The 23,200-nt window shown below is 38.2% G+C and carries 20 protein-coding genes; 10 read left to right on the forward strand and 10 right to left on the reverse strand.

Annotated features, from left to right (window positions below; translation table 11 throughout):
* Window positions 1-113: 113 nt before the first annotated feature.
* From H5968_RS10710 to H5968_RS10755, 10 genes are all read right to left on the reverse strand, one after another.
* Window positions 114-2,021 (reverse strand): FAD/NAD(P)-binding protein, encoded by a 1,908-nt coding sequence (locus H5968_RS10710; protein ID WP_222620644.1) that lies wholly within the window; start codon window positions 2,019-2,021, stop codon window positions 114-116.
* Window positions 2,022-2,115: 94 nt separating this feature from the next.
* Complete coding sequence (ssuE, locus tag H5968_RS10715; protein WP_187039945.1) at window positions 2,116-2,679, reverse strand: NADPH-dependent FMN reductase; 564 nt, start codon at window positions 2,677-2,679, stop codon at window positions 2,116-2,118.
* 34 nt (window positions 2,680-2,713) lie between these two features.
* Window positions 2,714-3,883: an FMNH2-dependent alkanesulfonate monooxygenase gene (gene ssuD / locus H5968_RS10720; protein WP_187039946.1), complete on the reverse strand. Its 1,170-nt coding sequence runs from the start codon at window positions 3,881-3,883 to the stop codon at window positions 2,714-2,716.
* A gap of 166 nt (window positions 3,884-4,049) precedes the next feature.
* Window positions 4,050-4,889: an aliphatic sulfonate ABC transporter permease SsuC gene (ssuC, locus tag H5968_RS10725; protein WP_096572905.1), complete on the reverse strand. Its 840-nt coding sequence runs from the start codon at window positions 4,887-4,889 to the stop codon at window positions 4,050-4,052.
* Between the two features lie 137 nt (window positions 4,890-5,026).
* Entirely contained in the window at window positions 5,027-6,070 is a 1,044-nt protein-coding gene (locus H5968_RS10730; RefSeq protein WP_096572491.1) for a sulfonate ABC transporter substrate-binding protein, read from the reverse strand.
* A gap of 61 nt (window positions 6,071-6,131) precedes the next feature.
* On the reverse strand, window positions 6,132-6,995 hold the full coding sequence (locus tag H5968_RS10735; protein ID WP_187039947.1) for a TauD/TfdA family dioxygenase: 864 nt from the start codon (window positions 6,993-6,995) through the stop codon (window positions 6,132-6,134).
* Window positions 6,996-7,029: 34 nt separating this feature from the next.
* On the reverse strand, window positions 7,030-8,136 hold the full coding sequence (locus H5968_RS10740) for an aliphatic sulfonate ABC transporter substrate-binding protein (RefSeq protein ID WP_187039948.1): 1,107 nt from the start codon (window positions 8,134-8,136) through the stop codon (window positions 7,030-7,032).
* Between the two features lie 186 nt (window positions 8,137-8,322).
* Window positions 8,323-9,120: an ATP-binding cassette domain-containing protein gene (locus H5968_RS10745; RefSeq protein ID WP_096572488.1), complete on the reverse strand. Its 798-nt coding sequence runs from the start codon at window positions 9,118-9,120 to the stop codon at window positions 8,323-8,325.
* Window positions 9,121-9,636: 516 nt separating this feature from the next.
* Window positions 9,637-10,458 carry an NADPH-dependent oxidoreductase gene (locus H5968_RS10750; protein WP_096572487.1) on the reverse strand — a complete coding sequence of 274 codons (822 nt, stop codon included), beginning with the start codon at window positions 10,456-10,458 and terminating at the stop codon, window positions 9,637-9,639.
* A 178-nt stretch (window positions 10,459-10,636) separates the two neighbouring features.
* The gene (locus tag H5968_RS10755; protein ID WP_187039949.1) at window positions 10,637-12,382 is read right to left on the reverse strand and encodes an iron uptake porin; all 1,746 of its coding nucleotides are present in this window, start codon (window positions 12,380-12,382) and stop codon (window positions 10,637-10,639) included.
* Between the two features lie 455 nt (window positions 12,383-12,837).
* Here H5968_RS10755 and H5968_RS10760 point away from each other — a divergent pair, with 455 nt between their 5' ends.
* The 10 genes from H5968_RS10760 to chrA all read left to right on the forward strand — a co-directional run bounded on the left by H5968_RS10760 (window position 12,838) and on the right by chrA (window position 23,148).
* Window positions 12,838-13,878 carry an NADP(H)-dependent aldo-keto reductase gene (locus H5968_RS10760; protein ID WP_137666499.1) on the forward strand — a complete coding sequence of 347 codons (1,041 nt, stop codon included), beginning with the start codon at window positions 12,838-12,840 and terminating at the stop codon, window positions 13,876-13,878.
* An 82-nt stretch (window positions 13,879-13,960) separates the two neighbouring features.
* The gene (locus H5968_RS10765; protein ID WP_187039950.1) at window positions 13,961-14,932 is read left to right on the forward strand and encodes a threo-3-hydroxy-L-aspartate ammonia-lyase; all 972 of its coding nucleotides are present in this window, start codon (window positions 13,961-13,963) and stop codon (window positions 14,930-14,932) included.
* Window positions 14,933-15,115: 183 nt separating this feature from the next.
* Window positions 15,116-15,772 (forward strand): class I SAM-dependent methyltransferase family protein, encoded by a 657-nt coding sequence (locus H5968_RS10770; RefSeq protein WP_187039951.1) that lies wholly within the window; start codon window positions 15,116-15,118, stop codon window positions 15,770-15,772.
* A 3-nt stretch (window positions 15,773-15,775) separates the two neighbouring features.
* On the forward strand, window positions 15,776-16,987 hold the full coding sequence (locus tag H5968_RS10775) for a glutathione S-transferase family protein (RefSeq protein ID WP_187039952.1): 1,212 nt from the start codon (window positions 15,776-15,778) through the stop codon (window positions 16,985-16,987).
* A 22-nt stretch (window positions 16,988-17,009) separates the two neighbouring features.
* Window positions 17,010-17,450 carry a beta-lactamase hydrolase domain-containing protein gene (locus H5968_RS10780; RefSeq protein ID WP_096572481.1) on the forward strand — a complete coding sequence of 147 codons (441 nt, stop codon included), beginning with the start codon at window positions 17,010-17,012 and terminating at the stop codon, window positions 17,448-17,450.
* Window positions 17,451-17,584: 134 nt separating this feature from the next.
* Complete coding sequence (locus H5968_RS10785; protein WP_187039953.1) at window positions 17,585-18,385, forward strand: SDR family oxidoreductase; 801 nt, start codon at window positions 17,585-17,587, stop codon at window positions 18,383-18,385.
* Between the two features lie 170 nt (window positions 18,386-18,555).
* Entirely contained in the window at window positions 18,556-20,181 is a 1,626-nt protein-coding gene (locus H5968_RS10790) for an FAD-dependent oxidoreductase (protein ID WP_187039954.1), read from the forward strand.
* A gap of 211 nt (window positions 20,182-20,392) precedes the next feature.
* Window positions 20,393-20,722 (forward strand): 4Fe-4S binding protein, encoded by a 330-nt coding sequence (locus H5968_RS10795; protein ID WP_187039955.1) that lies wholly within the window; start codon window positions 20,393-20,395, stop codon window positions 20,720-20,722.
* Between the two features lie 198 nt (window positions 20,723-20,920).
* Complete coding sequence (locus H5968_RS10800) at window positions 20,921-21,868, forward strand: D-2-hydroxyacid dehydrogenase (protein ID WP_187039956.1); 948 nt, start codon at window positions 20,921-20,923, stop codon at window positions 21,866-21,868.
* Window positions 21,869-21,942: 74 nt separating this feature from the next.
* Window positions 21,943-23,148: a chromate efflux transporter gene (chrA, locus tag H5968_RS10805; protein ID WP_096572474.1), complete on the forward strand. Its 1,206-nt coding sequence runs from the start codon at window positions 21,943-21,945 to the stop codon at window positions 23,146-23,148.
* The last annotated feature ends 52 nt before the right edge of the window (window positions 23,149-23,200 follow it).

Raw genomic sequence — 23,200 nt, forward strand, 5'->3', positions numbered from 1 at the left:
TCAGAAAAGTATTCCCAAATGCTTTTGCAAATGGGATAGCGAGTGTCGCCGTTACACCAGTAAAGGTTCTGCCTTTTAAAGTGCCATTCTAAACAGATGGATATTTGTTCAGTTTAGCACGAACGGTTGAGACGTTTTTCTTCCCCAATGGTGGAAACTGTACGCCCTTTGTAGTCATGGGCAGGATATACTAAGGTATCATCTGGTAAGGTAAATAGGCGTTGTGTCACCACATCATAGAGAGTTCCCGCATCACCACCCTGAAAATCTGTACGTCCACAACCACGAATAAATAAAGCATCACCGGTTAACAAGTGAGTTTTATTCACCAAATAGGTTATGTGACTGGCAGTATGTCCAGGTGTAGAAATTGCTTCAATAGTTACTGATCCCAGTTCTATAATTTCCCCACCTACAAAAGAGCGATCTGCTTTTGTTACCGCAGGATTTTCAGGAACGATGATCTCACAGCCTGTTTGTTGTCTGAGTTTTCCTGCTCCTGTAATATGGTCAGCGTGGAGATGGGTTTCCAAGCAATAGCGTAGTTTTAATCCTAGTTCTTCTAATGATTGCAAATCCCGGTCAACTTGTTCTAATACAGGATCAACTAAAATGCCATCTCCTAACTGTTGATCCGCAATAAGGTAGGTATAGCTACTGGTTTCAGGGTCGAAAAATTGGCGAAATAGAAAGGTTGGCTGTGGTATTCCTGTACTGGTATTGCTCAAAGCTATGGCAGGAAGAGGACGCACACGCAATGGTAGAGACTGCAACAACTCCTGGGATAATGCCTGTGCTTGTCCTCGTAGCTCTGGAACAGCTATAGTTTCCCACAGATCGCCTTTGCGGGGTGTTCCCAAGGTATAAAGTAGGGAAGAAATTGTACCATCTGCTTGATATAAAGCACCCTGGGAGTTAGTATCTAGCCCTAAACCCAGGACATTCGGACGAATTAATCCTTGGCTTCGCAAATTAGTAACCAGAGGATGATTTGAATGCCGATAATCTCCTGCTACTCCGGTACAATTCACTATTCGACGCACTGGCAAAATCTGATTAGTCTGGGTTTTGCGTTCAGATATGGTGACAGCTACACCACCAGGAACAGCTTGATATTCTCTAATTCTGCCAGCAGAAATAGTTAGTTGACCAGAATTGAGTATTTCTGTGATTACATCTCCCACTTGTGGGGCAATGCGGTGACGATGGATGTCCCAATAAGGTGTTAAATGACGTAGAAATCGCCGTTGTTCCTCTTTTGGTAGTTTTTGCCAAATTTTCTGAGTGTGGGGACGTAGAGAGTCAATGAGCGATCGCCAACCATAACCAGCATAAATTTTACCCCGGTGTTGGCGACTGTGCAGAGATAACACCATATCTACCATTGTTAATCCCGTACCAATCAGTAGTATAGGGGCATCAGGATCAAGATCATCTAGGGCATCGGCTGACCAAGCATTGCGGAGATAATTACTATCTGTATTCTCAATTTCTGAAGGTGTAGAAAGGGAATTTCCCAAAGCCAAGACAACTTTATCGGCATTAAAATAGCGGCCACTACGGAGAGCAATAGCTGCCCTTTTTGCTTCCGGTTGTATCCCCACCACCTCATCAGTCACCCTTTCCAGACGCACATCACTGGGTGCTGTGGCTTCTGCTTCTGCTAAAACTGACTGAATGTACAAACCATAAACTTTGCGGGGAATGAAGGTACTAGCATTGACTTCTTCGGCAAAAAATGATTCTAACTCGCTGCGGTTGTACTGAAGCCAACGTAACAGATGTCCCGGGTCATGAGGAAACGCGCTCATGTTACCTGCTGAGACATTGAGTAAATGACAGTTAGTCTCCGTACTATAAGCAATTCCCTTGCCAATTTGACGACTGCGCTCAATCAACTTAATGATCAGGGGTTGACTAGCAGTTTTTAATAGATGGGTAGCCACTAGAGTACCACTAAAGCCTCCGCCAACTATAGTGATCGTAGTTGGAGTGTGAGTAGTCAAAAAACTAGAAGTCATGGCATTGTCAGTTAAAATCACTAGTAACGCTGATTTAATCAACAGAACTTACCCATAGGCTAGGAAAATTCAGAGTTTTGATTCATAGATGCCTTTAGTTGCTATATGCTAATTCTTTAACATCAGGGTGAAATTTATTAACAGCTTGCACAAATTCTATTAAAACTTCTTGCAGACGTTGATCAATTTCTTCATCCAACTGCAAACTTCCATCAGCTTGAATTTGAATTTGCTTATCTACTGCGTAAACTGTACTTAAAATATGCCTTGCACCTAATTCACCTAAAACTGGTTTTAAGGCATATTCTATTGATAATAAATGGGCAATTGTACCACCGGTGGCTAAAGGTAATATAACCTTATCTTTTAAGGCTTTTTGTGGTAATAAATCTAAGAAAGATTTGAGTACCCCAGTATAAGCGGCTTTGTAAATTGGAGTGGCAATAATTACGCCACTTGCTTTTTCTAACAATGCTTTTGGTTTTTCTAAAGCAGGGCTATTATAACGTCCAAAAACTAAATCTTCCGCAGGTAAATCTCGCACAGAAATAATATCTGTTTCTAATTGTTGGGAAACAATTTGAGTCGCATATTCTAAAATTCCGTAGGTTCTGGAAGGATGAGAAGGACTACCAGCGATCGCTAAAATATTAGTCATGTGATCTAAACCTCTTGATTTAATTAATTTTTAACTAATCTACAGTTGCTACTGTTGTTTCTCTAAGTTGTTCTTGAAGCTGCTGGGGAAATTCCCGGTTAGCAACAATCTCACCAAAAGGACTCAATAACTGCGGTTCTACTGTTGGTAAATTATTCAAAGGTAAACGAGGAAAAAGTAATTCTGCTACCCGATAAGCTTCTTCTAAATGGGGATAACCAGAGAAGATAAAAGTATCAATTCCTAAATCTGCATACTCTTGCATTCTTAGAGCAACAGTATCAGGATCGCCTACTAATGCAGTTCCAGCACCACCACGCACTAAACCAATTCCTGCCCATAAATTGGGGCTAATTTCTAATGCTTCCCGACTACCATTATGTAATTCCTTCATCAACTGTTGTCCAACGGAATCCATGCGAGAATAAGCTTGTTGGGCTTTATTAATAGCCTCATCATCTACATAGCGAATCAAATTATTAGCCGCATCCCAAGCTTGACTTTCAGTTTCTCTAACAATGACATGAAGACGAATCCCAAACCGTAAGGTTCTACCTTGTGGTTCTGCTAAACGTTTTACAGAAGCGATTTTTTCTGCTACTTTTTCAGGTGGTTCACCCCAAGTTAAATATACATCAACGTGCTTGGCAGCAATTTCTTGGGCAATCGCAGAAGAACCACCAAACCACAAAGGTGGATAAGGTTTCTGCACATTAGGAAATAGTATTTTCCCTTCTTTAATATTGAGATAATCACCTTCAAAGTTAGAAGTTTCACCACCTGCTATTTGTCGCCAAACTGTTAAAAATTCATCTGTCAGTTTATAGCGATCATCATGACTAAGATGCAAACCATCACCAGCTAATTCAACAGGATCACCACCAGTAACGACATTAATTAATAGTCGTCCGCCAGAAATTCTATCAAAAGTTGCTGCCATTCTTGCCGCTACCCCTGGTGACATCAATCCTGGACGGATTGCTACTAAAAATCGCATTTTTTTAGTGTGACTTACCAAAGTTGAAGCTAAAATCCAGGCATCTTCACAGGAACGACCTGTAGGTAATAAAGCTCCTGTAAATCCTAATTGATCAACTGCTTGGGCAATTTGTCGCCAATAATCAAAGTTGACTGAACGACCACCTATAGCAGTTCCTAGATAGCGTCCATCGCCATGTGTGGGAATAAACCAAAGAACTTGCATGATGTTTAAGTGTAAAACTTTGTAATCAAAAACTCAATCAATAACTACGGTAATTCTATCGATGAACCGTACTATTGAGGTAATGTTTAAGAGTATTGCACAAATGAATCAAGAAAAGCAATACTTTTACAAAAAAAACACTGTAACTTTATCGAGTATTAGTAGATTAACCCTTTAAATAACTGGGATTCCACTGCAACCAGTAGTTTTCCAAAGCTTTAGCAACTATATCAGCCAGCTTGCCGAACAAGGCATAGATTAGAATGCTTAACACAACAACATCCGTTTGCATAAATTCTCTAGCATTTGTTGCCATATATCCAATTCCAGAATCAGCAGCAATTGTTTCTGCCACAATAAGTGTTAACCACATAATCCCCAAAGAAAACCGCACACCAACTAAAATTGAAGACATTGCTCCTGGGAGAATAATTCGCCAAAATAAACCCCAAGTATTTAAACCATAAATTTTACCCATTTCAATCAATCCATGATCAACACTACGAATCCCATGAAAAGTGTTTAAATAAATGGGAAACATTACACCCAAAGATACTAGAAATAATCTCGCTTCATCACCAATGCCAAACCATAAAATTACTAGAGGAATTAATGCTAAATTAGGAATATTCCGCAACATTTGCAGTGATGTATCTAGTAATTTTTCCGCAATCCGAGAAACACCATTAAGTAAACCTAAACTAAATCCAATACTTCCCCCAATTAAAAACCCGGATATCGCTCGTAAGGCACTAATACCAATATTTCTGAAAAGTTCACCTGTCTGAGCTAATTTAATAGCAGCAATAAGAACTGCCAAAGGTGCGGGTAATATTCTTGTAGGAATAACACCAATAGAGGATAACAACTGCCACACTACAATTATTGTAATTGGTACAACCCAGGGTATAAATGATTGAAAATAGCGGTTTTTCAGAAATTTAAAATAGAACTTATTTTTTCTTGTTGAATACTTTGATGAAAAATCAGTAGAAGAAAGTTTCATGACCATTTATTTATTAAGTGATGATGAGAATGATTACAAGCAGAGTTTATTTGTTCCTAGACACAAATATTCTGACTCCTGAATTCTTACCAACCAATTATGATTTGTTCTCAGAAATCAGGAATCTCAATTAGTAGTTATTTTCTACTAATTCTTCGCGGTGTAATAGCTGCATACTGCTGAGAAGTGAGAACTGAATCTTTGATAGCAATTCGCCTAGGAATCACTTTTTCGTTGTAGAATAGATCCGCAATGCGTTGTTGCTCGGCAATCAGAGATGAGTTAATTGGACGTAAACGAAATGTACGTCTACGAACTACCACAGATAAAAGCGCTGGATCAAGTTTCAATTCAGGAGCAAGAATTTTCACAACTTCATTAGGATTAGATTCTGCCCATTCCCCTAACTTATCCACTTCTTCTAAAACTATACGCACAACTTCTGGATTTTCAACGGCAAAACTACGTCTAGCCATATAAAAACCACCTTGGTTAGCAATTCCTGAAGCATTTCTCAAAACACGAGCATTAGCATTTTTCTGGACAAAAGCAATAAAAGGATCCCAAGCTACCCAAGCATCAATCTTTTTTTGAATAAAGGCATCACGGGCTTCAGCAGGAGTTAAACTCACTGCTTGAATATCACTAATTTTTAACCCGACTTCACCTAATGCTCTAAGCAGTAAATAATGTGCAGCAGATCCTTTTTGAAAAACAACTTTTTTACCTTTAAGATCCTTAACTGTTTTAATAGGAGAATTTTGTTGAACAACAATAGCACTACCTTCACCCTTACTGGGTTTACGTCCAGCAATATAGGCAAGTTGAGCGCCAGCAGCTTGAGCAAATATAGGTGGTGTTTCTCCCACAGAACCAATATCAACTCTGTTAGCATTCATCGCTTCCATAAGTTGGGGTCCAGCAGGAAATGGAGACCATTCTACTTTGATACCCAAAGGTTCAAGACGTTTATCTACTACTCCTTTGATCTTTACAATATCGCCAGAAGTTTGATAAGCCAGTCGGACTACTTTGGTGTTAATGCCTGTTTTATTAGTTGTATTTTGGGCTTCGACTATTTTACTGGAAATTGGTACAGAAAGAGTAACTAAAGCTAATGCTGATATTGAGTATTGAAGGAATTTCTGTAAAAATATGCGTCGTGGTAAGTTAAGCTTCATGCTTCTGTCTCCTCAATAAATTTCAATTCAAATTTTTTTATGACTGTTTTTATTACAAAACCTAAAATGGGCGACTACCCGCTAAACTAATCCGTTTCAAAACTCGACGTTCACTAGGATCAAAAGCTTGACGATAATGTAATGTAGATTGATTATCCCAATAAACAATATCGCCCACAGACCATTTATGTTGATAATAAAATTGACGCTGGTGCAGATGATATCGCAACTGTGCTATTAATTCTTGACCCTCTTGGGGATCTAAACCAACGACTTCAACTTCTGTGGCGTAGTCTAAATATAAAATCTTCTTGCCACTTTCTGGATGTGTTCTGACTAATGGATGGGGAAATACAGGACTAATGAGAGGAATACTTTTATCCTCACGATATTTTCTTCTGGGTTCTCCTGGTTTATTTAAAAACGGATTATAAGTAATCAACTGTAAATTAGCAATTCGTTTTTTTGTTGATTCATCCAAAGTTTCATAAGCTAAATTTAGATTTAACCAGGAAGTATCCCCCCCTTGGGATGGAACTTCTAAAGCATAAAGCAAAGAACCACTGGAAGGAAAAGGAGTCCATTTATGGTCAGAATGAAAAGGTATCTCACCTGTTCCTGTATAACCGTTATCGACATTAGAAACAGGAATTATCAATGGTGTTACTCCGGGCTGAGAAGCTAAAACTGGAATATTATCTGGAGGAACAAAAAGAGAACCAAAGTAAAAACTAAAGTTTAAAAATTGCTCATCAGTCAAATTTTGATTTTTGAAGATGAGAATATGATAATCCCGCAATGCTTGTTTTAATTGTAAAATGACTTCAGGTGCAATGGTTTGACTAGCATCTAGTCCAGTAACTACTGCTCCCAAGGGTGCATCAAGAGGAGTAATTTGAAATTTGGTTAAAGTTAGAGTCGTCATAGTTGAGATTTTCAGATCAATAAATTACAAATTTTTATTTACTTGCTAACACTTCTTTGGGAGTAATTTCCGCATATTGTTCCGGTGTTAAAAACCCGTCTTTAACATTAACTTTCTTGGGTATTAGTCCCAGGCTGTACCATTTATCTGCAACTTCTTGTTGCTTGTTGATCACTGCATCGGTAATAGGCACTAATGCAAAATCATATTTGCTGTGCATTTTTTCTAATGTGGGTGCATCAAGCTGAGTTGTTGCACTGAGCAATTCAGCAATTTCTTTACGATTATTCTTTGCCCAAACTTGTTCTTTTTGTAATTCTTCCAAAAATATTTTAATCACTTGAGGATTTTCTTGATAGAATTTACGGTTTGTAGAAATAAAATTATTAGTATCTCTTAAACCATTACTACCATCTATCAACACACGACCAACTTTGTTCTGTACATTTCTGGTAACGAATGGCTCCCAAATAAACCACGCATCAACTTTACCTTGACTGAATGCTACATTTGCATCAGGAGGTGCTAGGAAAACTGACTCGACATCACCCAGTTTTAGACCTTCTTTTTCTAATGCTCTAACTGTCAGATAATGACCAATAGATGCTTTTTGAAAGGCAACTTTTTTACCTTTTAAATCTTGGACACTTTTAACAGGTGAATTAGCTGGAACTAAAAGAGAAACTGATTGACCATCAGAAGAATTAGCAGCTAAATAAACCAGGGGTGCGCCAGCAGCTTGGGAGAAAATAGGAGGTGATTCAGCAGTGTAAGCAATATCAAGTCCACCTGCATTTAAAGCTTCTAACTGTTGTGGACCTGCGGCAAATTCAGGCCATTCAACTTTATAACCTAGAGGTTCTAATCGTTTTTCTAAAGTACCTTTTTTTTCTATAACTGCTAAGGCTGTCAGTTGTTTAGAACGGACTATCCTGACTACTTTTTGGGTAGCCGTAGAACTATTTCCAGGATCAGGTGTAGTAGTTGTATTAGATGCTGTATTACTTGGAGATTCTTGCAGACCGTTGCAACTAAATAGTATAGTTGATATAACTAAACTATAACCAAAAGCAAATAAAGTATGACGACGAGTAATACGTCGGTGCTTCAAGGATTCAATTTTATCTTTCCAATTTACCATGATCAAATTACCTCTAATTAAATTAAGAAAATTAATTTAAGAAAGTGAGGTGGGAAAGGAACACCCACCCCATTAAGGTGCGAGAAAAACTAACTGACACTGACTGAGAAGAAAACTGAGTAATACTAGATGACAAGTCCTAAATTTATGGCTGTACAGAGTTGTGTAGAGTAAAGTTGTGGAAATTTAGGCGATCGCAGAACTAGAACTAAAAACGTATTCCACTTCTGACTTTTGATATTCTGGTTGACCCATGACTCGGTTTAAAATCTTCTCCACAGTCTTAGCAAACTTTGCATCTCCTCTAGCTCTTGGACGTGGGAGATCAATTTTCACATCCATACTAATTTGACCATCTTCAATCAAAACTATTCGGTCTGCTAAAACTACGGCTTCTTCTACATCATGAGTAATTAACAATGCTGTAAATCCTTGTTCTGTCCACAAACGTTCTAATAATTGTTGCATTTCAATTCTAGTTAGGGCATCCAACGCTCCCAAAGGCTCATCTAGCAACAGTAAAGACGGTTTACTTACCAATGCCCTGGCTAAAGCCACCCGTTGTCTTTGTCCACCGGAAAGAACGGAAGGCCATTCGTGGGCGCGGTCTTCTAACCCCACATCACGAAGCACTTGTAAAGCTGTTTGTCGAGCATAAACTTTAGAATTAGCACCTATTAAACCTAATTCTACGTTTGCCAATACTCGCTGCCAAGGTAACAGACGAGAATCCTGAAACATCATCCGAACGGCTGGATTAATAGGTTTATCAGAATATTTACCGTTTAACAAGACATTGCCATCACTGGGCGCATCTAGCCCAGCCACTAGACGCAACATTGTACTTTTACCACAGCCACTCCGACCAACAATAGCCACAAATTCTCCTGGCTGAATCTCTAAATCAATTCCTTGTAAAACAGTTTTGTTGCCAAAGGACTTTCTCAGTCCTTCAAGATTTAATTGCATTCCTTTATTAGTCATGTTCAAAACCTCTTACTTTTGGATTGTTTACTTGTCATGGGAGTAAAGCTGTCAAATAAAAATAGGCAATGCTTATGTAACAGTTTTCTGAGCCGAAATCCTTAGAAAATCAACATATTTATGCTCAGGCTTTAAGAGATATGTAAGATTGACAGCAATTCATCTCTTTTATTAGGTTGAGTATCACATTTCTGGACAACAAGCTTTAGTAAAGAAGCATCTGGTATTAATACCAGTATGCTTGTTTCCGTGCCATTGAGTAGAATCTCCGATAACTTTGTAGGAATACCGTAGTTTTATCTTAGTATTTCACAATTATCTAAAAATTGCAAGCATATTTGAGAAAAAAATATTAAAAATAGACATAAAAAAATCCCCACTTACTTATGAGGATTTATTCCATACAAAAATTTTGCAATTAATCTATTAATTGCCTACATCAAACAATAACAGAAATTTATTTTTGAGTATTTTTTAACAAATTATTGTGATTTATACCCTGATTACAAAACTTAATTATCCTAATTCAAACCCCAAATTATTCAGAATTTCTTTTAACCTATGCCGACCAGATAAAGATTCAGCCGATGCTACCCTTTTACTAGAATGTTCCGACCAATCACCAGGAATATTCATATGTTGTGAATTGTAGAAATTTTCCATGATTTGGTTATATTCTAATATTCCTTGCTCTTGTTCTGCAAGGTTATATATTTCTCGATGTAAAACTACAGATTGCGGTAAACGTGGTTTAATTGCTACTTTAACAACGGGATCTGCATAGCCCACACACAAACCAAAAACAGCAACTACATGAGGAGGTAAATTCAAAATTTGGGCTACCTCTTGTGGTTTATTTCGCAATGCACCGATATACACAGTTCCTAATCCCAGAGATTCAGCTGCTACTACAGCATTTTGCGCTGCTAAAGCTGCATCTATAGCCGCCATCAAAAACATTTCTAAATAATCTAAACCTTCGTGAGGTAGTCCACGACTTTCAGCAATATTTGTTAGTCTAGCTAAATCTGCTAACCATACTAAAAAGAGAGGACTTTGGCGAATGTGCGCTTGATTATTAGCTAGTTTTGATAATTCTTCTTTACGATTTCCATCTTCAACTGCTACCACACTCCAAGTTTGAAGATTAGAGGAAGTAGAGGCAGATTGGGCAGCAGCGATTAAAACTTCTAAAGTTCCTGGGGGTAAAGCATCAGGTAAATAAGCGCGAATTGAACGATGAGATAGCAAAGTTGCTAATGTGTCACTCCAGGGAATATCTGGATTAAATTTGTCATTACCATACCTATAATTTAGTAATTCAGTTAGGTTAGTCATAACTTTTAACTTTCAGAAAAATAATGATAGCAAAGAATGAAAATGTCTGAATCAGGATGTCCAGGATTAAAGGATTAACAGGATTAAAGAATTTTAATAAATACGAAACCCTGCAAATCCTCGAATCATGTAAATCTTGATATGGCTTGCGCTATATTATCAGAGGTACTTTACTAGGTTAAAACCTGAAAGTTGTACGCAGCCAACCGACTACACTAGCAGGATTACTAGCATCTGAGTCTGGTGCTGTTACCCAAATAAATCCAGGTGTAATCTCAATATTATCAGTGAGTTTATATTTATACCATCCCTCAATGTGCAGTGAAGTATCTTTGTCTGCTTGACCCTTACCTGCTCCTAAATCTACATTTGAACTTAAACGAGTCAGTGTTGGTGCTTGACCCACAAAGAGAGCGCCTAAGCTACCTTTTTTACCTAAATCGGGAAATGTTATTCCTGCTCCCCAGTTCCAGACTTGACCATCTCCATGCCCTAAATAACGATGGGCTGAATACCCCACAAAACCATTGACTGTTAATTTTGGATTTAGTCTATATAATGCCCCAATTCCATAAAGGTTTCCCACGGTTCCCGCACCAGGTACGGTACTATTTGCTAAGTTACTACCAGCAGCAGGTCCAAAGTTTGTTCCTCCTTGACCAATTGCACCTGGTGGACTGTAGGTATTAGCGTAACTTAAACCAAGGCGAAAATTCTTTTTGGGGCTAAAGTAAGTTAATTGTCCAAAAGCCACATATCTGCCTGTAAACAAACCATTATTAGGCGAGGGGTCATTGCCATTAGGGGCGCTATAGGATGCTCCTAATTGCCACTGCTCACTTAGATTATGAAGAATAGCAATTCCCGGTCCGGTATCTCCATAGTTGTACACCATATTCCGTCGGGAAAATCGTGTTATCCCATTAGTGAAAGAACCTTCAAAGGGGTTAGTTGGTCCACTTAAACCTATTTCATTAGCTCCATCTGACTGAGCAAAAATATTAAATTGGGTCTTTTTACCAATAGGAAAACGATAACGAATACCACTAACAAAAACCTGATTGGGTTGAGCAGGATTAGGTCTACGATTATCGGCCGTTCTGCCATCAAATGTTCCCAAAAGTCCAGTCCTAGTTTGTCCCAAAGATTCAATATTTCCACCTGAAAGGACTAATCGCAGTTGATCTTTACCAGTAAAACTTGTGTTTAGTGCTAATTGAACTGCATTTTGAAATGTGATGATATTAGGTGCTGGTTTTTTGGTGATCACGTTATTGCCCGCTAAAACACCTCCCAGTACGAACTGAGCCTGACCGCTCAGTATAGTTGTTGTCGAAAACTGATTGGACTCTATTTCTGCTGTTCTTGCTTCTAACTTATCTAGTCTCCCGCGTAATTGAGCAAGTTCGCTACTAAATTCTTCAGTTAGACGTTGTATGCCTTCCAAATCTTCTTTTACAGCTAAATCTGATGTGGATGATGCAATAAGTTTATTTACTTGATCTAAGCAAGCGTTTAATCCTGCGGCAAATTCATAGCGACTCAAGGCACGATTACCTTTAAATGTACTATCTGGATAACCAGCAATACAACCATAACGTTCTACTAAAGATTGCAAAGCTTGAAAAGCCCAATCTGTTGGTTGGACATCTGAAAGTTGGGATACAGATGTAAGTTGTGACTCACTATCTTGAAACTCATTAGATGAAAAGAAAAGTTCTGAGTTAGTTTCTTTTTGGGTAATTATTTGATTAACGTTGTCAGAGTCAGGGATATTTATACTGACGGTTGATAAGGTCTCTTTACCTGTCGTTTCCTTTTCTTGCCCTCTTTCACTAGCAGAAGATTTTGTACTAGCTGCTAAGACCAAGAGGAATATAGACATTGGTAAAGTAAGCAATAAATTCCAAGCAGTTTTTTTCATTTTGGTTGATAACCCCACACACACAGAATTAGAGCCGACACGAAATTACGTAGAATTTCACACTGAATCACAGGAAAAAATCGAACTTCTCAGATAGAACTTTCTTGTAGGTCTATCTAGGTTAGTTTTGTATTATTAATGACATAAAAGCCTAGAGTAATGACACAATTACCTTATGTATAAAATTAATATACGGTAATTCTATCAAGATACTGTAGTTAATGATTGATAAGTAGCACTATTTCATAAAAAAACTAAAATGTGAGTATTCATGGATACATTTTTTAGAATTTTAAATTAATTTTTACAAAGGCTTGTCCATCTAGTTTGGGTATGATAGTATAGTTGTCAAGCTATTAACTCCGATAAATCGGTAGATTTAGTGTATGTTTAAAAGATAGCGATATTATTAGTTTTTGTAACAAAATGGAATTAAGGAGCATTATTCAAACATTATGAAATACAACCAACTTCCTGGAAGCGACCTCAAGGTTTCAGAAATTTGCTTGGGAACGATGACCTATGGACATCAAAATACTATTGAGGAGGCGCATCAACAACTTGACTATGCTGTTGCCCAAGGGATAAATTTCTTGGATACTGCGGAAATGTATCCAGTTCCCCCTCGTGGTGAAACCCAAGGAAAAACTGAGGCTTATATTGGGGAATGGTTAAAGAAACAGCAACGAGATCAACTAATAGTTGCGACTAAAATTGCAGGTCCTGGTCGTCCTTTTTCCTGGTTGAGAGGTGGAAATAATAAAGTTGACCGTGAGAATATTACACAGGCGGTAAATGATAGTTTGCAGAGATTACAAACTGATTATATAGATTTGTATCAAATTCATTGGCCTGATCGTTATGTTCCTACATTTGGACAGACAAGTTATAATCCAGAATTAGAAAGGGAAACTGTGCCTATTGCGGAACAGTTACAGGCGTTTGCTGATGTGATTAAAGCTGGAAAGATTCGTTATTTGGGTTTAAGTAATGAAACACCTTGGGGAGTAAGTGAGTTTGTTCGCATTGCTAATGATTTGGGATTACCTAAAGTTCTGACAACTCAAAATGCTTACAATTTACTCAATCGTAATTTTGAATCAGGTTTAGCTGAAGTTTATCGTTATACAGATGTGGGTTTATTGGCTTATAGTCCTCTTGGGTTTGGGTTTTTAACTGGTAAATACATAGAAAATCAACAGTTAGAAAATACAAGAATATCTCTGTTTCCTGGTTTTGGGCAACGTTATTTGAAACCCAATGTACAAGAAGCGGTTAAGGCTTATGTGGAGATTGCTAAAAAGTATAATCTTTCAGCGACTCAGTTAGCGATCGCATTTGTCAAAAGTCGCTGGTTTGTGAAAAGTACAATTATTGGGGCAACAACTTTGGCACAATTGCAGGAAAATATAGATAGTGTCAATGTGGTTTTGGATAAAGAGATTTTCGCAGAAATAGATGCAATTCATACTCGTTATCCTAATCCAGCACCTTAACCGAGTTTTGTAAAAAAATACAAAGCGAAATTCTCACCTCACTTAATATTAGTGGTGGTGAGAGTTACTTTATGAAAAAATAATGTTATTATCTGATTTTGTTACTATTACTGATGTAGAAGCCGCCCAAAAACGGCTTGTGGGTATTGCTCATCAAACACCAGTAATTACCTCTGGTACTGTCAATGAACTGACTCAAAGCCAAGTATTTTTTAAATGCGAAAATTTTCAACGGACGGGAGCATTTAAGTTTCGTGGTGCTTATAATGCCCTAGTCCAATTATCAGTAGAACAGAAAATAAAAGGCGTTATTACCTATTCTTCAGGAAATCATGCCCAAGCGATCGCTTTAGCCGGGAAATTACTCAATATTCCCACCATTGTAGTTATGCCTGATGATGCACCAATAGTCAAACAAACTGCAACTCGCAGCTATGGTGCAGAAGTCATTTTGTACAACCGTGATACAACTAACCGGGAAGAATTAACCAAAAATCTCGCAGCAGAACGCCAATTAACTTTAATTCCACCTTATGATTATCCTCATATCATTGCTGGACAAGGTACAACTGCATTAGAACTAATTCAAGAAGTGGGACAACTAGACTACTTATTGGTATGTTGCGGTGGTGGTGGATTAATTTCTGGTTGTGCGATCGCAACAAAAGCACTTTTACCTAATTGTAAAATAATTGGTGTAGAACCAGAATTAGCTGATGACGCTACTCGCTCTTTTTACAGCAAAACCCTGCAAACTGTCCATAATCCCCAGACCATTGCTGATGGTGTCAGGACTCCCAGTTTAGGTAAAATCACCTTTCCCCTAGTCTTAGAATACGTAGATGATATGGTGACTGTATCGGAAGCAGCCATCATTCGCACCATGTTCTTTATTTGGGAACGCTTAAAAATCGTTGTTGAACCCACTGGAGTCATAGCCGCAGCCGCATTATTAGAAGGTAGCGTTAAAGCACCAGCAGCGAGAATTGGCGTAATTATCAGTGGTGGAAATGTAGACTTAGCGCAAGTTAGTCAATTATTACAAACCACTTAATCATTTTTCGTATTACTAGCTAGAGAGCTAATTATTTAACTACTTGATTTTCTGTAAATTGATATGTTAATCTGTATTTATCCTTAAACTACTAATTCTCGATAGGTTTACCGTATATTAAAATTGGAGTGATAAAAAACACACTCCAAAATCTAAGTTTTTAGCAATCGGGGAATCTTTTTTATGCCAAAAGATTGGTTAGAATGGCACGATCTTTACAACACTGAACCCAAATTACAGCAGCGTTTAGAAATCGTGCAGGAATATATTTTTTATAGTTTAGATCACTCCCCAATAGGAGCTATTCGGGTAGTTAGTGTTTGCGCTGGTGATGGACGAGATTTATTAGGAACATTAGCAAATCATCCCCGTACTAAAGATGTATATGCAAGATTAGTAGAAATCAATCCTGGGTTAGTTGAACGGGGACGTGCGACTATAGAATCATTGGGTCTAACAAAACAAATTGAGTTTATCAATGGTGATGCAACTGCTGCTGATAACTATGTAGGAGCAGTACCAGCAGATATTGTCATTGTCTGTGGTATTTTTGGCAATTTAGCTGATGAAAATGAACTCAATCGTTTATTAGGAAATCTCAGTTTTCTGAGTAAAAAAGGCACATTTGTGCTTTGGACTCGTGGACATTCTAACGGTATTGCTTATTCAGAAACCGTGCGTAAATACTTCCGTGATTTTGGATTTGAGGAAGTTAACTTTAAACTCACAGCAACAGGAGATATGGGAGTAGGAATTCATCGTTATTTAGGTGAACATCTACCTACACCAAAAGAAGAAGAATTATTTGTATTTTCCGGCGTTCCAAATAAAGCGAGATAAGAAATGGCCATTGCAAGCACTACCATATCCAGTTGGGAACAATTATTAGAAAAAGCTCGACAAAATACCCCCGCCCGTCGAGTTAAAAGACCAGGACAAGCACCTTCTACTACTCCTATTCCTAGTAGTCTGTATAAACTTCCCCCTGAGAGAAAACCACCAGTATTGTTATATAGAGATAGTAACTCTTGGTGTCCTTTCTGCGAAAGAGTTTGGTTTGCGTTAGAAGAAAAACAAATTCCCTTTGAAACAGAATTTATTGATCTGAGTAATAAACCGAAATGGTACACAGATTTAGTGCCAACAACTCTTGTACCTGCTGCTAAAATTGAGGGTAAGTTAGTTTATGAATCTAAAGATATTCTTTTAGAATTGGAAGAGCATTTTGGGGAAACGTTATTACCAGAAGATCCAGAAGAAAATGCGATCGCCAGACAATGGGTTGAAGATGCAGAAACCAATGGTTTTCGGGATATTGCCTATAAATTCTTGAGACAACCTCCAGAAGATGCCAAAGAATTAGCAAATTTACAAGCAGAATTTGAAGCTAAATTAGATGAAATTGAAAAGACTTTAGGGAGATATCCAAAACCCTATTTTTTATCAACATTTAGCCTGGTAGATATTATGTATAGTCCCCATTTAGATAGATTGGCGGCTAATTTACCAGTATATAGAGGATATCACATCAAAGGAAATCCTCGTTTTCCTCTCATCAATGTTTGGTTTGCAGCACTTAAAAAACGTCCTGCTTACAACAGAGTTAAATCAGACAACATTACTAATAATTTACTTTTAAGGCGGAGATTTGGCATAGAACCTATTGGTAATCCCTTACCTTTAGATTTAGCTGAGGCTGAATTTATTGAATATCGTGCAGAAGCGGCTGAAAGATTAAGTGATAATCGAGAAGTTGCTATTAGCGATATTCTCAAAAATTCTGGAATTCAATCTTTAGGTGATATCTCAATCATTAAAGACGCTGTGGATTTTCACCTACGATTATTAGCTGATTATCTCCTGAATGGTAATAACGAATTATTACCAGGCGGTAGAACTGGAGGTAAAGAAAGTATAGATCCAATTATCGCTGCTACAGGGGCTATTACGCTGGCTTATATCAGAAATAGAATTTGTGCGCCACGAGATATGAGTGCTGGTGCTGCTACTGCATTACGAGCAGCAGCAGATAAAGTTTTTGCATCTATTTATTGATTTGATAACAAGAGGAATTAAAATGACTGATTTTAAAAAGGTGAGCAATGATTTGAGTATTGCCGGACAAATTTCATCCGATGAATTAAAACAATTGTCAATAGAAGGTTTCAAATCAGTTTTAAATTTACGTTCTCCTGATGAAAATGGTTTTGTTCACGATGAAAAGCAGGAAGCACAAATTGTAGGACTGGAATATACAAACATTCCCTTAAATTCTCAAGCGGCAAATCAAAAATTAACAGCAGAAGCAATTCAAGCTATTGAGAAATTGCCGAAACCAATTTTAATTCACTGTGCTGGTGGTGCAAGAGCCGGAGGAATAGCCTTAATAGCAGAAGCAATTCAAGCAGATTTAACCTATGAACAAATTGCTCAAAAAGCTAATGAATTGGGCATTAATTTAGAACAGCCACATCTCAAGCAATTTTTATTAGAAAAATTTGCAGCCAGACAAAATTAAATTTTCATCTCAGGAGCAAATAAAAATTCAAAATCTAAAACTTAAAATCTAAAACTTTGTGTCTTTGCTCCTTTACCTCTTGGCGCGAAATACATTAACGAATCCACTGGGTAAATTTATCGGGTACAACTGTTATGAGTTTAGAACTAAATCTATCAGGTAAAACAGCAATTGTTACAGGTGGTAGTGCCGGAATTGGATTAGCTACCGCCAAAGGTTTATATAGTGAAGGTGTGAATGTCGTTATTGCTGCTCGCAACCAAAAAAGACTTGATCAAGCAGTAATTGATATTCAATCCTTAGATGATACAAATGCTAAAGTTATTGGTGTGAGTGCCGATTTAACTAAAGCAGAAGATATTGAAAAAGTTGTTTCTACAACATTAGAACAATTTGGAAAAATTGATGTCTTGATTAATAATGCTGGTTCAGCCCGTGCAGGGTCATTTTTAGAATTAAGTGATGAAGCATTTCTAAATGCTTGGAATTTAAAACTTTTGGGTTATATTCGCTTTGTGAGAGCCGTTGTACCTCATCTAAAAAAACAGGGTGATGGACGTATTGTTAACATTATCGGTGGTGCTGGACGTACACCCCGTCCTAATTTCCTACCAGGAGGAACGACAAATGCAGCATTGCTCAACTTTACACGAGGCATTTCTAAAGAATTAGCCCTAGATAATATTAAAATTAATGCCATTTCTCCTGGTTTAACAGACACAGAAAGAGCGAAAACTTTAGCAGTGCAAAATGCAGAGAGTTTGAGTATTACTGTGGATGAATATCAAGCCCAAGCAGTAAAATCAATACCTTTAGGAAAAATAGTTCAACCTGAAGAAATTGCTGCACTAGCTTTATTTTTAGTTTCTGATTTAGCTAGTTCTATTACTGGTGCAGAAATTCAAGTTGATGGTGGAACTACACCGGGAGTCTAAGTTATTACGTAGGTTGGGTTAAGCGACAGCGCAACCCAACATTTTCAGAATTTTGTTGAGTTTCCTTACGTCAAACGCCATTCGTTTCAAGCCGGGAAACCCGTCCACAACGGTGGCTTCCCAACCTACGGTTTTTCAATAAATTAACCTTACAAAAGAGAGGAATTTCCATGACTCAAAAACAACTATTTTCGCAAGATAGCGATTTTGATCAAACCTTATTAGCTGATGTGTTAGTAATTGGTGGTGGTCCTGCTGGTACTTGGTCGGCTTGGAGTGCTGCTAATACTGGTGCAAAAGTGGTTTTAGTAGATAAAGGCTATTGTGGTACAAGTGGCTGTGCTGCTGCATCAGGTAACGGTGTGTGGTATGTCCCACCAGAACCCGACAGTAGAGAAGCAGCAATGGCTTCCAGGGAGGCTTTAGGAGGTTTTTTATCTAGCCGTGATTGGATGCAACGGGTACTAGATCAAACTTATGCGAACGTCAACCAACTAGCTGAATGGGGTTATCCCTTTCCTAGAGATGAAGACGGTAGACTCTATCGGCGCAGTCTCCAAGGTCCAGAATATATGCGTTTGATGCGGCAACAGATAAAACGGGCAGGGGTGAAAATTTTAGATCACAGTCCGGCTTTGCAGTTGTTGGTAGATGCAGAAGGGGCTGTAGCTGGGGCGACAGGGGTTAACCGTCAGACTGGTGAAAAGTGGGTTGTGCGATCGCATTCAGTGATCATTGCTACCGGAGGCTGTGCTTTCTTGAGTAAAGCCTTGGGTTGCAATGTGCTAACAGGGGATGGATACCTGATGGCAGCCGAAGCGGGTGCAGATATGTCAGGAATGGAATTTTCCAACGCCTATGGCATCGCACCTGCTTTTTCTTCTGTAACTAAAACCCTATTCTATAATTGGGCAACTTTCACCTACGAAGATGGTACACCTATCCCCGGCGCTGGTTCGCAAAAAGGGCGTTCTGTCATTGCCGAAACTTTGCTAACTCAGCCTGTTTACGCCATCATTGACAAAGCATCAGAAGAAATGCGGGTGACAATGCGTTTATCTCAACCCAATTTCTTCCTACCTTTTGATCGTGCAGGTATTGATCCCTTTACTCAACGTTTCCCTGTCACCTTGCGTTTAGAGGGGACTGTTCGAGGCACAGGTGGCATTAGAATTACTGATTATACTTGTGCTACTTCAGTCCGTGGACTCTATGCCGCCGGTGATGCCGCAACCAGAGAATTAATTTGTGGTGGCTTTACCGGTGGTGGTAGTCATAACGCAGCTTGGGCGCTATCTTCAGGATATTGGGCAGGACAGTCTGCGGCTACATACTCCCATAATTTAGGTATGCAAGCCAACCAAAGACCAGTTCAAGCTGTAGGTGGTGTAGGATTTATCTCTGGTAGTGAGAAGCAAATTCACAGTGAAGACATCATTAAAGCTACTCAAGCGGAAGTTTTCCCATACAATCACAATTATTTCCGTAATGAAAAAACTTTAACGGAATCATTGCAAAGATTACATTTCCTTTGGCATAAAATTCGTCATAGTGAAGTTGCAGATAATAGTAATATTGTCCGCACAAGGGAAGCTGCGGGAATGGTAGCCACAGCTAGATGGATGTATAGCAGTGCCTTGGAACGGAAAGAAACTCGCGGAATGCACAAACATTTAGATTATCCACAACCGGATGCTAACCAACATCATTATTTAATTAGTGGTGGTTTGGATCAAGTATGGGTAAAAGCTGCACCTATCCAGGAAACAAAAGCGAAAGAACTCGTAACTGTTTAATTGTAGGTTGGAGAGCCATCGCCTTGGACGGGTTTCCCGTCTTGTGGCGAATGGCGTTTGACGCAAGGAAACCCAACATGATTACAACTTAAATTGAACGCAGATGAACGCAGATAAAGATGGATTAATTAAGGGATTTCAGGATTATGTGCAGCCTCACATAAAATTGGCTTAACCCAACCTACATCAATATTAATTTTGGTTTTTTATTATGATTGAATTAGTTAGTGAATCCCGGTGCATTCAATGTAATCTCTGTGTGAAAGTTTGCCCAACAAATGTTTTCGATAAAGTACCAGATGCACCTCCAAAAATTGCCAGACAAAGCGATTGTCAAACCTGCTTTATGTGTGAATTATATTGTCCAGTTGATGCGCTGTATGTTGCCCCAGACGTAGACCCATTAACAGGAATCAACGAAGAATCATTAGCAGAATCTCAACTTTTAGGCAGTTATCGTAAAAATATTGGTTGGGGAAAATCTGTTACAACCACAGCTAAAGAAGACTCAACATATAAATTGTTGGAGAAGATGAAATAGAATATCAAAAATAATCGAAGTTATCAATTATGAAACGGGAGCATCCCAATTTTGAAAAAATAATTGTAGCAACACTAAAAAATCTCTTAAACTCTCTTAGCTTTGAGTCATTTGTGTCCTGTGCGGTTCAATCATATCAAGTCTTTAGAACATTTTGACCTTAGATAAAAATAAATTTACACATTTGGGAGACTCCCTATGAAACTGATTTTACCAGTAGAAATTGCCCATGAGATTGAGCCGCATTTACCTAAAAATACTATTGTATTGCGTGTAGATAGTGAGGGTAATATAGATGGTGATGCCACAGATGCAGAAGTTTATTTTAGTTGGTTTTATCTCAAACCAACTACTTTACATCGAGTATTATATGCAGCGCCTTCATTACGTTGGCATCATGCCCCAAATGCAGGTGTAAATCATATTTTGACACCAAAATATTTAGAAAGAGATTTAATTTTAACTAATGGTGCAGGGGTTCATGGTATCCCTATTGCTGAATTTGTGATTACTTATCTACTGGCTTATTCTAAACGATTACCAAGTTTATATAAACTACAAAATGAGCATGATTGGCAAAGAGGTTTACCAATTCAAGAATTATTCGAGAAAACTTTATTAATTATCGGCGCTGGTGGAATTGGTCAAGAAATTGCGGTTCGTGCTAAAGCATTTGGAATGCGTATTTTTGGTAGTTGTCGTCATCCAAAACCATTACCAAACTTTGATAAAGTAGTTGGTGCTAATGATTGGAAAGAACTACTTCCAGCAGCAGATTTTGTGGTGATTGCTACTCCTTTAACAGCAGAAACAAAGGGAATAATTGATGTGGAAACCCTGCGTTTATTCCGCCCAGATTCCTATTTAATTAATATTGCACGAGGGGCAATTGTTGATGAATCAGCACTTATACAGGCTTTACAGGAAGGTTTGATTGCTGGGGCGGCTTTAGATACAGTATTTATAGAACCATTACCAGCAGAAAGTCCTTTGTGGACATTGCCAAATGTGTTTATTACACCCCATTGTTCTGGAAATTCTCCTAGAGTCAAAGAGAGAACACTTGCTTTATTTCTTGACAATTTCAACCGCTATTGTCAAGGTAAGTCTTTACGCAATGTGGTAGATAAAACTGCTGGTTATTAAATAATAATAAATATAAAATAAGTAGGGATAAACGTAAGTTTGCTTTTACATTTTTAACGTAGATTACGCAGGCTATGCAGTATAACTTATTTAGTCGGTTGGGTGAAATAGCTACACTATTTTTTAAATTGGGTGTTATTGGCTTTGGTGGACCAGTTGCCCATATTGCCATGATTGAAGATGAAGTAGTGAAGCGTCGTCGGTGGTTGACACAAGACCATTTTCTGGATTTACTAGGTGCAACTAATTTGATTCCTGGTCCCAATTCCACTGAAATGGCAATTCATGTCGGATATATTTATGCAGGATGGCCAGGGTTAATTGTCTCAGGTGTTTGTTTTATATTACCTGCGGTTTTAATAACAGGGATATTTGCCTGGATTTATGTTAATTATGGTAGTTTACCTCAAATTTCACCTTTACTTTATGGTATCAAACCTGCTGTTTTAGCGGTTATTGTAAATTCCCTTTGGGGTTTAGCAAAAAAAGCGGTTAAAAACCGTCAATTACTGATTATTGCTATAGCTGTAGGATTATTGGTATTAATTCGGCAAGTGAATGAAGTAATTGCCTTATTGTTTGGAGGATTACTAGGTATGATTTGGTTACATCCTAGAAATCAAGACAAACCACCAGGAAATAAACCTAACTTATTGATTGCTGTCTTAACTACAGGGGCAACTTTACAGACAACATCTACAATTAGCACTGTGGCAGGTACATCTATTCCTTTATGGCAATTAGGTTGGTTTTTTCTGAAAGTTGGTAGTGTTTTGTTTGGTGGTGGCTATGTGCTAATTGCATTTTTGCAGGGGGGATTAGTTCAAGAATATGGCTGGTTAACACAACAGCAGCTACTAGATGCGATCGCTATTGGTCAATTTACCCCTGGTCCAGTGCTGTCTACTGCCACTTTTATCGGCTATGTCTTAGCTGGTATACCTGGTGCGATAGTAGCTACCATTGGTATTTTTCTACCATCTTTTCTCTTTGTTGCTGCCTTAAATCCGATTATTCCCCGTTTACGCAGTTCTGCTTGGATAAGATCATTTTTAGATGCTGTGAATGCCAGTGCTGTAGCACTGATGGTAGTAGCTACCTTGCAACTGGGAATAGCTACTTTAAAAATAGCAAAACCACCCTATGTAGATATTTTGGGGATAGCGATCGCACTCATCTCCACAGTTTTGATTACTCGTTACCGCATTAATGCTGCTTGGCTAGTTTTAGGTAGTAGTTTAATTGGTTATGGTGCTATGGCTTTAGGCTATATCAAATAAAAAATTGTTGAATATTTTAGCAGAGAAAATTCACGGAAAGGATTTTTCAGCA

It is taken from the genome of Sphaerospermopsis sp. LEGE 00249 (genome assembly GCF_014299995.1).
Classification (GTDB): domain Bacteria; phylum Cyanobacteriota; class Cyanobacteriia; order Cyanobacteriales; family Nostocaceae; genus Sphaerospermopsis; species Sphaerospermopsis kisseleviana.